Raw genomic sequence first — 16,179 nt, forward strand, 5'->3', positions numbered from 1 at the left:
GCACCGGGCCACCCCTCCAGGCGCATCCCCCATCGCGTCACCAGCGCCGCCGAGCCAGCAGGGAGCGACACCGACCGTGGACACATCCGTCGAGCAGATCGTCGAGGCGCTGCGCGAGTCATTGCTCGAGAACGAGCGGCTGCGCCGGCAGAACACCGAGATCACCGAAGCGGCCCAGGAGCCCGTCGCGATCGTCGCGATGAGCTGCCGCTACCCCGGCGGCGTCAGCACCCCCGAGCAGCTGTGGCAGCTCGTCGACTCCGGCACGGACGCGGTCGGCGACTTCCCCGCCGACCGCGGCTGGGACGTCGAGGGCATCTACGACCCCGACCCCGACGCCCCCGGCAGGACCCATGTCCGCGAGGGCGGATTCCTCTACGACGCCCCGCAGTTCGACCCCGCGTTCTTCGGGATCAGCCCGCGCGAGGCCGTCGCCATGGACCCCCAGCAGCGGCTCCTCCTGGAGACCGCCTGGGAGGCGTTCGAACGCGCCGGTATCGACCCGCACACCCTGCGCGGCAGCCGCACCGGCATCTACGCCGGTGTGATGTACCACGACTACGGCAGCTGGCTCACCGAGGTCCCGGAGGGCGTCGAGGGCTACCTCGGCAACGGCAACCTGGGCAGCGTCGCCTCCGGGCGCGTCTCCTACATCCTCGGCCTGGAAGGGCCCGCCGTCACCGTCGACACCGCCTGCTCCTCCTCGCTGGTCGCCCTGCACCTCGCGGTGCAGGCGCTGCGCACCGGCGAGTGCACCCTCGCCCTCGCGGGCGGTGTCACGGTGATGTCGACGCCGGACACGTTCATCGACTTCTCCCGCCAGCGCGGCCTCGCGCTCGACGGGCGCTGCAAGTCCTTCGCCGAGGGCGCCGACGGCACCGGCTGGGGCGAGGGCGTCGGCCTGCTGCTCCTGGAGCGGCTCAGCGACGCCCGCCGCAACGGCCACCGCGTCCTCGGAGTCGTCCGCGGCACGGCCGTCAACCAGGACGGCGCCTCCAACGGCCTCACCGCCCCCAACGGGCCCTCCCAGCAGCGCGTCATCCGCGCCGCCCTCGCCAACGCCCGCCTGGAACCACGCCAGGTGCACGCCGTCGAGGCACACGGCACCGGCACCCCGCTCGGCGACCCGATCGAGGCCCAGGCCCTGCTCGCGACCTACGGCCAGGACCGCGACGAGCCGCTCTGGCTCGGCTCCGTGAAGTCCAACATCGGGCACACCCAGGCCGCCGCCGGTGTCGCCGGTGTCATCAAGATGGTCATGGCCGCACGGCACGGCCGCCTCCCCAAGACCCTGCACGCCGACCGCGCCACCGCCCAGGTCGACTGGGAGGCGGGCGCCGTCGAACTGCTCAGCGAGGCCCGCGAGTGGACCACCGACGGCGAGCCCCGCCGCGGCGCGGTCTCCTCCTTCGGCATCAGCGGCACCAACGCCCACGTCATCGTCGAAGCCGCCCCCGAACTGGAGCCCCGTGACGGGGAGCCCGCGTGGACCGGCCCGCTTCCGCTGGTCCTCTCCGGACACGACGGACCCGGCCTCGCCGCCCAGGCCCGGCGCCTGCTCGACCACCTCACCGACGCCACCGCGCCGGTCCCCGACATCGCCCACACACTCGCCACCGGGCGCGCCGCCCTCGACGAGCGGGCCGTCGTCACCGGCGCCGACCTGCCCGCCCTCACCGCGGGCCTGACCGCCCTCGCCGACGGCGACAGCGCACCGAACGTGGTGCGCGGCCGGCCGGCGGCGGAGTCCCGGACCGCCTTCGTCTTCCCCGGCCAGGGCTCACAGTGGCCCGGCATGGCCGCCGATCTGCTCGACACCTCACCGGTGTTCGCCGCCACCATGGCCGACTGCGCCGCCGCCCTCGCCCCCGTCACCGACTGGGACCTCATCGAGACCGTGCGGGCACGGCAGCCCATCGAGCGGGTGGACGTCGTGCAGCCCGTGCTGTGGGCGATCATGGTGTCCCTCGCCGAGGTGTGGCGCGCCCACGGGGTGCGGCCCGCCGCCGTCATCGGGCACTCCCAGGGCGAGATCGCCGCCGCCTGCGTGGCCGGCGCGCTCTCCCTCGCCGACGGCGCCCGCGTCGTCGCCCTGCGCAGCCAGGCCATCTCCCGCGAACTCTCCGGCCTCGGCGGCGGCATGATGTCCGTCGCCCTGCCCGAGGCGCGGGCCCGCGAACTCGTCGCCCCCTACGACGGCCGGGTCTCGGTCGCCGCCGTCAACGGCACCTCCTCGGTCGTGCTGTCCGGCGACGCCGACGCCCTCGACGCGCTCCGCGACACCATCGTGGCCGGCGGCGACCGCGCCAAGCGGCTCCCCGTCGACTACGCCTCCCACTCCGCACACGTCGAGTCCCTGCGTGAGCGGCTCCTCGCCGACCTCGCGGGCGTCAAGGGCCGCCCCGCCGACGTGCCGTTCTACTCCACGGTGACCGGCGCCCGGCTCGACACCACGGTCATGGACGCCGAGTACTGGTTCACCAACCTGCGGCAGAGTGTGCTCTTCGAGCCGACCACCCGCACCCTGCTGGACGCCGGGTACGGCGTGTTCGTCGAGTGCAGCCCCCACCCGGTGCTGCTGCACAGCATTGAGGAGACCGCCGACGCGGCCGGCACCGGCATCATCGCACTCGGCTCGCTGCACCGTGACAACGGCGGCGCCGAGCGGGTCCTGGCCGCCCTCGGCGAGGCCTTCGTGTCCGGCGTGCCGGTCGACTGGTCGGCCGTCTTCGGCGACCTCCCGGTCCGCCCCGCCGACCTGCCGACCTACGCCTTCCAGCGCGAGCGCTACTGGCTCGGCCGCTCCGCCACCGCCGGAGACGTCACCGCCGCGGGCCTCCAGACCACCGGCCACCCGCTGCTCGGCGCCGCCGTCCCGGTCGCCGAGGGCGGCACCGTCTTCACCGGCCGCCTCTCCACCGCCACCGCCCCCTGGCTCGCCGACCACGCCGTCTCCGGCACCACCCTGCTGCCCGGCACCGCCCTCGTCGAGCTGGCGCTCGGCGCCGGACACGACCTCGGCTGCGGCCACCTCGCCGAACTCACCCTCCAGGCACCGGTGGTGCTGCCCGACCGGGGCGCGCTCCAGGTCCAGCTGCACGTGGCCGCCGCCGACGACACCGGCCACCGCGCCCTGACCGTGCACTCCCGGCCCGAGCACACCGACAGCTCCGAGGCCACCGGCGACTCCTCGTGGACCCGGCACGCCACCGGCCTGCTCGCCCCCGAGACCACCGGCCCCGGCTTCGACCTGACGGCCTGGCCGCCCCCGGGCGCCGAGCCGGTCCCCGTCGACGACGCCTACGAGCGGCTCGCCGCCCTCGGCTACGACTACGGCCCCGCCTTCCACGGCCTGCGCGCCGCCTGGCGGCACGGCGAGGAGACCTTCGCCGAGGTCGAACTGCCCGTGGAGGCCGAGTCGTTCGCCCTGCACCCGGCCCTGTTCGACGCCGCCCTGCACGCCGACGGACTGGGCGGGGACGACCAGGACGGCGGCGCCCGGCTGCCCTTCGCATGGACCGGCGTGTCGCTGTACGCGGCCGGAGCCACCGCCCTGCGGGTCCGCCTGCACGGCGGTGAGACGCTCTCCCTCCAGCTGGCCGACCCGACGGGCGCCCCGGTCGCCGAGGTCGAGGCGCTGGTCTCCCGGCCCGTCGACCCGGCCGCGCTCACCCCGGGCACCCGCGTCGACGACCTGTACCGCCTCGACTGGCCCGCGCTCCCCGTGCCCGGGACGACCACACCCGAGTACGCGGTCCTCGGCGAAGGGGGCCTTGCGGCCCTGGACACCGTCCCCGACTGGGTTGTGCTGCACCTCGGGTCCGACGACCAGGACACCGACCCGCGCCTCGCGACCGTGCGGGCCCTGACCGCCGTACAGAACTGGCTGTCCGACGAACGCACCGCGACGTCACGGCTGCTGGTGCTGACGCGGGGTGCGGTCGCGGTGGGGGAGGAGGACGTTACCGATCTGGCCGGCGCCGCCGTGTGGGGCCTGGTGCGGGCCGCCCAGGGCGAGGAGCCCGGCCGGTTCGCGCTGGTCGACTCCGCCGACGGCGACCCGGGCGCCGCGGTGGCCGCCGCCGCGGCGAGCGACGAGCCCCAACTCGCCCTGCGCGACGGCACCGTACACACCCCCCGCCTCGCCCGCGCCACCCCGCAGGGCCAGGCGCCCTCCCTCGACCCGGACGGCACCGTACTGATCACCGGGGGCACCGGAGTGCTCGGCGCCCTGGTCGCCCGCCACCTGGTCGCCGAACACGGGGTGCGCCGCCTGGTCCTCGCCGGACGCAGTGGCACCGCCACCGACGACTTCGAGGGGGTCGACGCCGAGATCGTCGTGGCCCGCTGCGACGCGGGCGACCGCGCTCAACTGGCCGCGCTCCTCGCGGAGACCCCCGCCGACCGGCCGCTGACCGCCGTCGTCCACCTCGCCGGCGTCCTCGACGACGGGCTCGTCACCGACCAGACGCCCGAGCGCCTGGACGCCGTACTGCGGCCCAAGGCCGACGCGGCCCGGCATCTGCACGAACTGACCCGCGACCTCGGCCTCGCCGCGTTTGTGCTCTTCTCCTCCGCGGCCGGCACGGTCGACGGCGCCGGACAGTCCGGCTACGCCGCCGCCAACGCCTACCTCGACGCGCTCGCCGCCCACCGCAGGCACCACGGGCTGCCCGCGCACTCCCTCGCCTGGGGCTTCTGGGAGCAGCGCACCGGACTCACCGCCCACCTCACCGACGCCGACGTGGACCGGATGGCCCGCGCGGGCGTCCGCCCCCTGTCCACCGCCGAGGGGCTCAGCCTGCTCGACGCGGCCCTCGGCGCCGCCGAGCCGCTGCTGATCCCGGTCGGCCTGGACCTGGCCGCACTGCGCCGCGCCGGCGACGTCCCGGCCGTACTGCGCGGACTCGTCCCCGCACGCGCCCGGCGCACCGCCGCCTCCCGCGCGGCCTCGCAGTCCTTCGCCGACCGCCTCGCCGCCCTGTCCACCGCCGACCGCGAGGCGGCCCTGGTGGAGCTGGTCCGCACCCACGCCGCCGCCGTCCTCGGACACGGCAACGACATGGCACTGGACCAGCGGCGCTCCTTCCGCGAGCTGGGCTTCGACTCGCTCACCGCGGTCGAACTGCGCAACCGGCTCGGCAACGCCGTCGATCTGCGCCTGCCCGCCACCCTGGTCTTCGACTACCCGGACGCGGGCGCCCTCGTGGGCTACCTGAGGACGGAACTCCTCGGCGCGGAGGCCGAGTCCGTCGCCGAGGTCACCGCCGTGCGCGAGGCGGACGAGCCCATCGCCATCGTCGCCATGGCCTGCCGCTACCCCGGTGGTGTCACCACCCCCGAGGACCTGTGGCAGCTGCTGGCCGCCGGCGGTGACGGCATCGGCGCCTTCCCCGCCGACCGCGGCTGGCCCCTGGACGACCTCTACGACCCGGAGCCCGGCAAGGCGGGCCACTGCTCCACCCGCGCCGGCGGATTCCTCTACGACGCCGCCGACTTCGACCCCGACTTCTTCGGCATCGGCCCCCGCGAGGCCCTCGCCATGGACCCGCAGCAGCGGCTGCTCCTCGAAACGGCCTGGGAGGCGCTGGAGCGGGGCGGCATCGACCCGCACTCCGTACGCGGCAGCCGCACCGGCGTCTTCGCGGGCGTCATGTACCACGACTACGGAAGCCGGCTGCACCACGTCCCCGAGTCCGTGCGCGACTACCTCGGCAACGGCAGCCTCGGCAGTGTCGCCTCCGGCCGCGTCGCCTACGCCCTCGGCCTGGAGGGCCCGACGCTCACCGTCGACACGGCCTGTTCGTCGTCGCTTGTGGCGCTGCACCTGGCCGCGCAGGCGCTGCGGCAGGGCGAGTGCGGCATGGCGCTCGCCGGCGGTGTGTCGGTGATGTCGACCGTCGACACGTTCGTCGACTTCAGCAGGCAGCGCAATCTCTCCGCCGACGGCCACGCCAGGTCCTTCGCCGACGCGGCGGACGGCACGGCCCTGTCCGAGGGCGCCGGCATGCTCGTCCTGGAGCGGCTCTCGGACGCCCGGCGCAACGGGCACCCGGTCCTCGCCGTGGTGCGCGGCTCGGCCGTCAACCAGGACGGCGCGTCCAACGGCCTCACCGCCCCGAACGGGCCCTCCCAGCAGCGGGTGATCCGCCAGGCACTCGCCTCGGCCCGGCTGTCCGCGGCCGACGTGGACGCGGTCGAGGCGCACGGCACGGGCACCACCCTGGGCGACCCGATCGAGGCACAGGCCCTCCTGGCGACTTACGGCCAGGACCGTGAACTGCCGCTGTGGCTGGGCTCGGTGAAGTCCAACCTCGGCCACACGCAGGCCGCCGCAGGCGTCGCGGGTGTCATCAAGATGGTGATGGCCATGCGGCACGGGGTCCTGCCGAAGACCCTGCACGTGAACGAGCCGTCGACGAAGGTCGACTGGGACGCCGGTCATGTACGGCTCCTCACGGAAGAGCAGCCCTGGGCGGCCACCGACCGCCCCCGCCGGGCCGGCATCTCCTCCTTCGGCATCAGCGGCACCAACGTCCACACGATCATCGAAGAGGCACCGGCCACCGAAACCGCACCGGACACCGGACCGGCGGACACGCCGCTGCTGCCCCTCGTGATCTCCGGCGCCACCGCCGAGGCACTCGCCGCCCAGGCCGCACGGCTCCACACGGTCGCCGATCTGCCGCTGCCGGACCTCGCTCGCTCCCTCGCCACGGGCCGCGCCGCCCTCACCCACCGGGGCGCGGTCGTCGCCCGCGACCAGGACGAACTCCTCGCCGGGCTCGCCGCGTTGGCCGCGGGCACCGCCGCCGACACCGTAGTCCGCGGCCGGCCCGCCGGCGGCAGGACAGCCTTCCTCTTCACCGGACAGGGCGCCCAGCGCGCGGGCATGGGACGCGGCCTGTACGCCGCCCACCCCGCGTTCCGCGACGCGCTCGACGCGGCCTGCCGGGCCCTCGACACCCACCTCGACCGTCCGCTCAAGGACGTGATGTGGGCCGAGCCCGGCACCGAGGACGCCGCACTGCTCGACCACACCCTCTACACGCAGAGCGCCCTGTTCGCCGTGGAGACGGCCCTGTACCGGCTGCTGGAGTCCCACGGGATACGCCCGGACTGGCTGGCCGGCCACTCGATCGGCGAACTCACCGCCGCGCACGTCGCCGGCGTCTGGGACCTGGACGACGCCGCCCGGCTGGTCACCGCACGCGGCCGGCTGATGCAGGCGCTGCCCGCCGGAGGCGCGATGCTCGCCGTCGACGCCACCGAGGAGGAGGTCCTCCCGCACCTCGGCCCGGACGTGTCGATCGCCGCGGTCAACGGCCCCCGTGCCGTGGTGGTCTCCGGCACCGGGGCCGCGGTGACCGCCGTCGCCGAGGCCTTCGCCGGCCGGCGCACCAAGCGGCTCAAGGTCAGCCACGCCTTCCACTCCCCGCTGATGGACCCGATGCTGGCGGAGTTCGAGAAGGCGGCCCGCGAACTGCGGTACGCGCCGCCCACGATCGCCGTCGTCTCCAACGTCACCGGAGAGCGGGCCGGCGAGGACGAGCTGTGCTCGCCCGCGTACTGGGTCCGGCACGTCCGTGAAGCGGTCCGCTTCGGCGCCGGCGTCCGCACCCTGGAGGCCGACGGCGTACGCACCTTCCTCGAACTCGGCCCGGACGCCGTCCTGTCGGCCATGGGCGCCCACGCCGTCACCGACCCCGCGCAGTCGGCGTTCGCACCGGCCCTGCGCCGCGACCGCGACGAGGAGCAGACCTACGCGACCCTGCTCGGCACCGCCCACGTCCGCGGACTGACGATCGACTGGGAGCGCGTCTTCGCCGGCACCGGCGCCCGCCGCACCGACCTGCCGACCTACGCCTTCCAGCGCCAACGCCTCTGGCTGGACGACGAGATCGGCGCGGCCGGCGACGCGGGCGGCCTCGGCCAGGCGCCGACCGGGCACCCGCTGCTCGGCGCGGCCCTCGACCTCGCCGACGACGACCGGGTGGCCCTCACCGGCCGCCTCTCCCTGACCACACATCCGTGGCTCGCGGACCACGCCGTCGCGGGCGTCGTCCTCGTACCGGGCAGCGCCTTCGTCGAACTGGCCGTCCAGGCCGGAGACCGCACCCACTGCGGGCTCGTCGAGGAACTCACTCTGGAACGGCCCCTGGTCCTGCCCGAACACGGCGCCGTCCAGCTCCAGGTGTCCGCCGCCGCCCCCGGCACCGACGGGCGCCGGCAGCTCACCGTGCACGCCCGTCCGGAGGGCGGCGACGGCGACTGGACCCGGCACGCCACCGGCGTCCTCGCCCCCGCCACCGCCACCACGCCCGAACCGGCCGCCCTGGAGGCCTGGCCGCCCGCCGGAGCCGAACCGGTCGACGTCACCGGCACCTACGACCACCTGGCCGGACAGGGCTACCACTACGGGCCGTTGTTCCGCTGCCTCACCGGCGCATGGCGGCACGGCGACGAGGTCTGGGCCGAACTCGCCCTGCCGCACCCCGACGCGGCCGACGGCTTCGGCATCCACCCGGCGCTGCTCGACTCCACCCTGCACGCCATCGACCTGCTCGACGGCCAGGACCCGACCGTGATGACCCTGCCCTTCTCCTGGGAGGGCGTCACCCTTTACGCGACCGGCGCCACCGCGCTGCGCCTGCGCCTCACCCCGCACGGCACCGACCACATGACCCTGCGCCTCTACGACGGCACCGGGGCGCCCGTGGCCGAGGTGGCCGCCCTGCGGATCCGCCAGGTGACCGCCGAGCAGCTGGGCGCGGCCCGGCCGGCCCCCGGCGACCTGTTCCGCGTGCGCTGGACCCCGCTGTCCGTCACGGCCGGCGGCTCCGCGCCCGCACCCCGCACCCTCACCGTGACCGCGGCCGACCCGGGCGCCGAATTGCCCGCCCTGGCCCGCGACACGGCCGCCCAGGCCCTCACCGCCCTGCGGCAGCACCTCGCCGGCACCCCGGACGGCACACCGCTCGTGGTGCTGACCCGCTCCGCCGTCGCCGTCGACGCCGACGGCTCTCCCGATCCGGCGCAGGCCGTGATCTGGGGCATGGTGCGCGCGGCAGCCGTCGAACACCCCGGCCGGTTCGTGCTCGCCGACACCGACGGCGACCCCGCATCGGACGCCGCCCTCGCCGCGGCCGTCGCCACGGGCGCACCCGAACTCGCCTTGCGGACGGGCACGGTGTACGTGCCGGAGCTGACGAAGAGCGCCGACGCCGAGCAGCGGGACACCGTGCTCGATCCGCGGGGCACCGTCCTCGTCACCGGCGGCACCGGCAGCCTCGGCCGGCTCCTGGCCCGGCACCTGGTCACCCGGCACGGCGTACGCCATCTGCTGCTGGCCGGCCGCTCCGGACACCTCCCGGCGACCGACACCCTCGACGACCTGACCGCCCTGGGCGCGACGGTGACCGTCGCCGCCTGCGACGCCACGGACCGGGCCGCGCTGGAGAAGCTGCTCGCCTCGGTACCGGCCGGGCATCCGCTGACCGGCGTGGTGCACGCGGCGGGCGTCTTGGACGACGGGCTGCTCACCGACCTCACGGCGGAGCGGCTGGACGCGGTCATGCGGCCCAAGACCGACGCCGCCTGGCACCTCCACGAACTGACCCGCGACCTCGGCCTCGCCGCGTTCGTCCTGTTCTCCTCCGCGGCCGGCACCCTGGGCGCTGCGGGCCAGGCCAACTACGCGGCCGGCAACGCCTTCCTCGACGCCCTCGCCGCGCGGCGCCGCTCCGAAGGGCTCCCGGCGCTGTCACTCGGCTGGGGACTGTGGGACACCGGCGAGGGCATGGCGGCCGGACTCGGCGAGACCGAGCTGCGCCGGCTGGCCCGCGACGGCATCCTGCCGTTGCCCGCCGACCGGGCGCTCGCCCTCTTCGACCGGGCACTGACCACCCCCGGCAGCGCGCTGCTGCTGCCGGTAGGGGTCCAGGTCACCGACGACGCCCCGGCGCTGGTCCGTGCCCTCGCCCCGGCGGCCACGCGCCGCACGGCACGGGCGGCGACGGACACACCGGCCGCGGCCTCGGCCGAGGAACTCCCGCAGCGGCTCGCCCGGTTGACCGGCGCCGACGCCCTGCGGCTGCTGGTGGACACGGTGTGCGGACACGTCGCCGACGTCCTCGGCCACGGCTCAGGCAGCGCCGTCGACCCCCAGCGCTCCCTCGGTGACCTGGGTGTCGACTCGCTGGCCGCGCTGGAACTGCGCAACCGGCTCAGCGCCGACACCGGCCTGCGGCTGTCCACCACCCTCACCTTCGACTACCCGACCTCCGAGGCGCTCGCCCGGCATCTCTTCGAGGAGCTCGGCGGCGACACCTCCGCCGACGGCCTCGACGTCGAGGCCGAAGTGATGCGCCTGGAGACGGTGCTGGGCGACGCGCTGGACTCGACCGCACTGGACGAGGAACAGCGGGCCCGGGTCGCCGCGCGGCTGCGCACGCTCAGCGCCCGCTGGGACGGCACCGACGCGTGGCAGGACGGCGACACCGCACCGGCCGACGGTGGCAGGACACTGGAGACGGCCACGGCCGACGAGCTCTTCGGGATCCTCGACGACGAACTCGGCACCTTCAACTGACCGTTGACCGTCCGTCCGGCACGACCGAGGGCCCGGAGCATCCCGCCAGATGCCCCGGGCCCTCGGTCGTCGGCCCGCTTCCCCCCGTCGACACGGCAGAGCGCGGCCCCGGCCTGCGGGACCGCGCTCTGTCAGCCGGTGAGGGAGCGCTCTCAGCCCGTGGACGAGTGGGTGCTGGCCCAGCGGTCGGAGAGCTTCGGAATGCGCTGTTCCAGCATCTGCGTCGGCAGTTCGGAACGGCTGGCCACGTTCAGCTTCCGGTAGACCCGGGTGAGGTGCTGCTCCACCGTGCTGACGGTGACATGGAGCCGGGCGCTGATCTCACGGTTGGTGTAGCCGAGCGCGGCCAGACCGGCGACCCGGCACTCCGCGTCACTGAGAATGGCCGGGCCAACTTTGGACTCCGCGCTCTCGGGCCGTACCGGCTCCTCCAGCAGATGCGCGTCGACCGGCGACTCGATCCGGCAGGCCTCGGCCTCCCTCGCGGCCTGCTGCGCCACCAGCCGGGCGCGCGCGTACTCGCCCAGCTCGTAGTGCGCGGCGGACAGATCGGCGTAGGCCTGCGCCAGCGCGTACCGGTCGCCGCAGGTCTTGAGCAGGTCGATCGACTCGTGCAGGAGCGAGGCGCGGCGGTGCGGCTTGCCGGTCGCCGCCATCAGCCGTAGTGCCATCGCACGGGCCCGCGAGCTGTGACCGCCGGGCAGCCGCAGCTGCTTCTCGGCCCACTCGCGTGCGGTACGGGCCTTGCCGATCCGCAGATTGGCCAGGGCCAGGTCGGACCGCCACGGGATGCCCTTCTGAAGGCTGGGGTTGCCCTCGCGCAGCAGCCGGCCGCAGGTCTCGAAGTCGTTGAGCGCCGCGAAGGGCCGGTCGGTGGCGATGTAGTGGTGGCCGCGGGCCCGCAGGTACTGGATGCCGAAGACGGTACGGAACATCAGCTCGGGCACGTCGTGCTTGAGGAGCTCCTCGACCTCGGCGTAGGCGCCCATGGCGGTCTGCGCGTAGATCGCCGTCGACAGCGGCAGTCCGATGAGGACACCCCAGCTCTGGGCGCGCATGATGTCGAGCGCGGCGAGCGCGCCCTGGGCGGCGGTCGCCATGTCGCCCCGGAGCAGCGCTATTTCGGCGCGGATGGCACCGAGCACGGCCTGCCAGGTCGTCGCCCGGCGTTCCGCCGCGGACTCCAGCAGTACGTCACAGGCCTCGGCGGCGATCCCGGACCGGTCCGCGTGGGCGATCGCCAGGAGCGACATCGCGACCAGTTCGAGGTTGAGATGGTCCAGCTGGTGTCCCTGGAGGGCCTGCGCGACGGCCGCCGCCGACTCGTCGGTCGCCTCGCCGCCGATGAGCGCCGCCACCCGGGCGGCCAGTCCGGTCCCGGGGTGCACCGCACGCCGCCGCCCGTCGACGACCTGGGGCGGAACGGTCCTGCCGGGGAGCGCCACCCCGTAGAACCACTGCCGTACGAACTCCACCTCGGCGACGATCTGGGCGTCGGCCGGGGACTGCGCGTGGACGAGGCTGGCCACGGCCTGGGCGGCGAGTTCGGTGTCGCCCTGCCACAGCATGTACCGCAGGACGGTGGAGGTGTCCCGCATGTTCAGCTGGCCGGCCAGCGCCGGGCGGCGCAGCGGTTCCAGGTGCGGGCTGGCGGCCGCCGGGTTGGTGCGCCACTCCGCCCGTGCCAGCGCCGCGGACAGGGCGTGGCGTTCTCGTTCGTCGGTGCAGTCCCGCAGGACCAGACCGAGGTAGTCGGTGCAGCGCTCGACGTCGTCCGCGGCCAGCGCCTGTTCCGCCGCCGCGCGCAGGATACGCGCGCCCCAGCCCTCGGGCACGAGGTCCGCGGCGTGCAGATGCCGGGCCACCTCACCGGCCGGGGCGCCGGATCGGTACAGGATGTGCGCGATACGGCCGTGCAGTTCGACGCGCTCGGCCGGGTCCATGTCCTCCAGGACCGCGGCGGCGGCGGTCGGGTGCCGGAAGGCGGTGCCGTCCAGCAGCCCGGAGGAGTTGAGGACGTCGACGGCGTCCTGGGTGCGCGACGGGGTGGTGCCGGTCAGCTCACCGACGAAGACGGTCCCGGACAGGGCGCCGAGCGCGGCCAGGGCACGTGCCACGCGGACATGGCCGGCCTCGCCGCGGTGCAGCAGGGACAGCACGGCCTGGCGGTAGGCGGCGCCGGCGACGGGCCGGTCGATCTCGGGACCGAAGCGGGTGCTGTCGTCCAGCATCGCGTGCACCAGGAGGGGGCTGCCCGCGGTCGCCCGGTGGTAGGCGCCGCTGACGCTCTGCGGCAGGTTCAGTCCGGCCTGGGCGGCGAGGAGTTCACCGACGGTCTCCTCCGACAACGGGGCCAGCCGGACCCGTCGATGGGGCTGGCGGAGCAGCTGGGTGTGTGCGGGGGAGCGCAGTTCGCCGAAGTGGCCGGAGGTCGCGCACACCACGAGCACCCGCCGGGAACGGCTGCGGCGCAGCAGATGGACGAGCGTCTCCAGCGAGGCCAGATCCATGGTGTGGGCGTCGTCCACGGCGATGACCAGGGAACGCCCGTCGTCGGCGAGGCGTAGCAGATCTTCCGCCAACTGGTCGCCCGCCGCGCCGCGGCCGAGTTCAACGGCATCTGAAAGACATGTGCTTTTAACATGAGACGACACCGCGGAGGTAACGCGATGTGATATTGCGCACTCCGCCTCGGCGTTACGCAGTAATTGCCGTACGAGGCTCATCGGGAGTTCGTGCTCACCGGCACTGGCCGTGCCGGTGAGTATTCGAGTGTCGGCGCTGTTCAGGGTGGTGAGGAATTCGTGCACCAACTGGGTCTTGCCGGAGCCGGGGCCGCCCGTGATGATCACGAGTCGGCCATGTCCCCGGCCGCTGTCGGTGAACGCCTCACCGAGGGCCTGTAGTTCTCTCGAACGGCCGAATAGGTGCATCTCAAGTCCCCCTTGATTGGTTGTGCAAGTGCTGTCGTGCCCCCCGTTTCCCGCGTGACGAAGCGGCGTCCTGCGACGTTGGGAAAAGAGAGCGCGTGGGGGGCGACGACACTGTGTTACAAAAGCGACGATCAGGGCCTGTTCGGGCGTGGGTGAAGGGTGTCCGACAGGGTGCGAAGTGGGGATGGAACCGGCTGGTCAGGCCGTCCGGCCTGCCCCGGGCACATGCCGGGGGAGGTTTTACGGAAACATCGCGGCGCCGACGTCCCGTGCCCCTCCGTCCGTCTGCCGATGTTCCCGCCCGTCTCGCGAAAGAGGCGTCGCATCCTGTTGGCTCCCAGTCGGCCGCGTACCCGTGCGGGCTCAAACTCTCGTCGCTTCGATGTGCCGAATTCTTACCGTCGACACCGGCGTGAGGTGGCCCGAATTCCATGGATCGAATGGTTCCGGACAATTCTTGGCTGACTTCGATTCCAGTCGTCGTCGACTTTGCTGATCGATCGTCAGGAAAGAATAGGCGCTCATAACAGAGTGAAAGGCTATCTGTCAAGGTCATCGTTGTCAACTGCCGCTTGGCCGATGCCTCTTGCCTACGCTCCGGATCGTCCGCCGACACGTCCTTTTACGGTCCTTTGATTTACCGGACGGTTAAGGAAAGGGAGCGGGCGGCACGAATCGTGATATCAGTCACGGGAAAGCGCTTCACATGCCCGTTCGGGCAACCATCATTGCCTGATCCGACTCTCACTCTCAAGGCCGCTTGCGGCCGCCCTCGCCGTGGCGTAGTGGCCGGTCGTGGCCCCGACCGGCCACAATGCGCCAAGTTCCAGTCCGGGACGGGGGAGTGATCCACGGCCGAAAACAGTAGGTCTGCCAGCGCGTTTCGGTGTCGGAGCGCCGTCGGTGCAGGCCTGTTGGGCCAGGGCGGGAACCGGCCGGACGCGGAGGCCGGGAACCGTTCGAAGAACATTCCGTGTCCACTTGTCCGGAGAAGCCGGCCGAACGCGAGCCGGGGCATCCCGGCCTGACGGTCGATCAGGTGCCGGGGGTCGCTGGGAACCGGCGTCCGCGTCAGGCGCCGACGCCGTGCAGCAGGGTGTCGATCACCCGTGTCGCGAGGGTGTCCACGGCCGCGTCGGTGTCCGGGGCCTGGGACGCGGCCTCGTGGATGAGCGCGTAGTACACGCCCCGTGCCCACTCCAGATCGGTGTCCGGCCTGAGCAGGCCGGCGTCACGGGCCCGCTCGAACAGGTCCCCGCAGCGGGACAGCACCTCGGCGTGCACCCGGGCGATCTCGGGGGCGTCGGCGGGCAGGGCGTCCATGGCGAAGGCCCAGCCGATCTTCACGCGGAGCACGTTCGCCGTGACCTGGTAGAGCGCGACGGCGGGCGGCGAGGTCTCCGGGCGGGCGGAGTCGACCGCCTCGTAGAACCGCTGGGTCGCCCACGCCGCCAGCGCCGTGATCAGCGCCTCCCGTGACGCGAACCGCCGGTGGACCGTGGTCCGCGCGACCCCGGCGGCCTCCGCGATCTGCTCCATCGTCGCCCCCGGGTTCACGGACAGCAGCCGCTCCGCCGCTTCGAGGATCGTGCGTACGGTCCGCTCGGCATCGGCGCGCAGCGGTTTCGCGGAGGTGGGCAGCGCCATGGGATGCGGTCCTTCCGGATCAACGAGGTGACCCTTAGAGGATGCGGCGCTGTGGCAACTCGATACCTACTTGCATCATATGTGTCGCATGTTCTAGCTTATCTGCATCACCACAGACGCGAATGTCGAAGGAGACGCATCATGGACATGCACTTGAACGGCAAGACCGCGCTGGTCACGGGGGCGAGCCGGGGTATCGGCCTCGCGGTGGTCCGGGCGCTGGTCGCCGAGGGCGTGCGCGTCGTCGCGGGCGCCCGCCATCCCAAGGGGGAACTGGTGGCGACCGGTGCCACCGCCGTCGCGGTGGACCTGTCCGACCCGGCCGGCGCCGAGCGCCTGGTCACCGAGGCCGTGACCGAACTGGGCGGCATCGACATCCTGGTCAACAACGTGGGCGGCGGCGACGGCGGTCTGAACGGCGGCCTGCTCGACCTCACCGACGCCCAGTGGGCACAGGTCGTCGACCTCAACTTCTTCGCCACGGTCCGGGTCACCCGTGCCGCCCTGCCCGCACTTCTGTCCGCACGCGGCGCCATCGTCAACGTGTCCTCCGTGGGCGCCCGCGTCCCGCACGACGGACCGATGCCCTACACCACGGCCAAGGCGGCGCTCACCGCGTTCGGCAAGGCGCTGGCGGACGAGGTCGGTCCGCAGGGCGTACGTGTGAACACGGTCTCACCGGGCCCGGTCCGTACCGACATATGGGAGAGCCCGACCGGATACGGGGCCGAACTGGCCGCGTCCGTGGGTGTGCCCCACTCCGCGTTCCTGGCGGGGCTGCCGAGCGCGACCGGCATGCTCATCGGCCGTCTCGTCGAGCCTGACGAGGTCGCCGGACTTGTCACCTACCTCGCCTCACCGGTCGCCGCCGGAACCACCGGAGCCGACCACGTCATCGACGGCGGCTCGGTCAAGACGGCCTGAGGGGACACCCCGGACCGAGCGCGACAACGGGAAGTCCTGCGACGGGAAGCTGTACGGCGAGAGGCCGCACGGCGCGGCGAGAGG

At 73.6% G+C, this 16,179-nt stretch carries 4 protein-coding genes; 2 read left to right on the top strand and 2 right to left on the bottom strand.

All coding sequences use genetic code 11. From position 1 onward, the window contains the following. The first annotated feature begins 76 nt into the window (after positions 1-76). Entirely contained in the window at positions 77-10,591 is a 10,515-nt protein-coding gene (locus tag ACIQAC_RS18890; RefSeq protein WP_402192428.1) for an SDR family NAD(P)-dependent oxidoreductase, read from the top strand. 152 nt (positions 10,592-10,743) lie between these two features. Here ACIQAC_RS18890 and ACIQAC_RS18895 read toward each other — a convergent pair whose 3' ends face one another. Both ACIQAC_RS18895 and ACIQAC_RS18900 read right to left on the bottom strand, forming a co-directional pair. Further along, positions 10,744-13,524, bottom strand: coding sequence for an AAA family ATPase (locus ACIQAC_RS18895; protein ID WP_402192430.1), 2,781 nt, complete (start codon positions 13,522-13,524; stop codon positions 10,744-10,746). Between the two features lie 1,071 nt (positions 13,525-14,595). Beyond that, a complete protein-coding gene (locus tag ACIQAC_RS18900) occupies positions 14,596-15,171 on the bottom strand; it encodes a TetR/AcrR family transcriptional regulator (protein ID WP_402192431.1) in 576 nt (191 codons plus the stop codon). Positions 15,172-15,312: 141 nt separating this feature from the next. On the opposite strand from ACIQAC_RS18900, the gene ACIQAC_RS18905 reads away from it, so the two are divergent. After that, positions 15,313-16,095: an SDR family oxidoreductase gene (locus tag ACIQAC_RS18905; RefSeq protein ID WP_402192433.1), complete on the top strand. Its 783-nt coding sequence runs from the start codon at positions 15,313-15,315 to the stop codon at positions 16,093-16,095. Positions 16,096-16,179 lie beyond the last annotated feature (84 nt).

It is taken from the genome of Streptomyces sp. NPDC088387 (assembly GCF_044753385.1).
Taxonomy (GTDB): Bacteria; Actinomycetota; Actinomycetes; order Streptomycetales; family Streptomycetaceae; genus Streptomyces.

Coding starts and splice junctions, on each gene's coding strand:
- ACIQAC_RS18895 (WP_402192430.1), bottom strand. CDS start 13,524: ATGCACCTATTCGGCCGTTCGAGAGAACTACAGGCCCTCGGTGAGGCG.
- ACIQAC_RS18900 (WP_402192431.1), bottom strand. CDS start 15,171: ATGGCGCTGCCCACCTCCGCGAAACCGCTGCGCGCCGATGCCGAGCGG.
- ACIQAC_RS18905 (WP_402192433.1), top strand. CDS start 15,313: ATGGACATGCACTTGAACGGCAAGACCGCGCTGGTCACGGGGGCGAGC.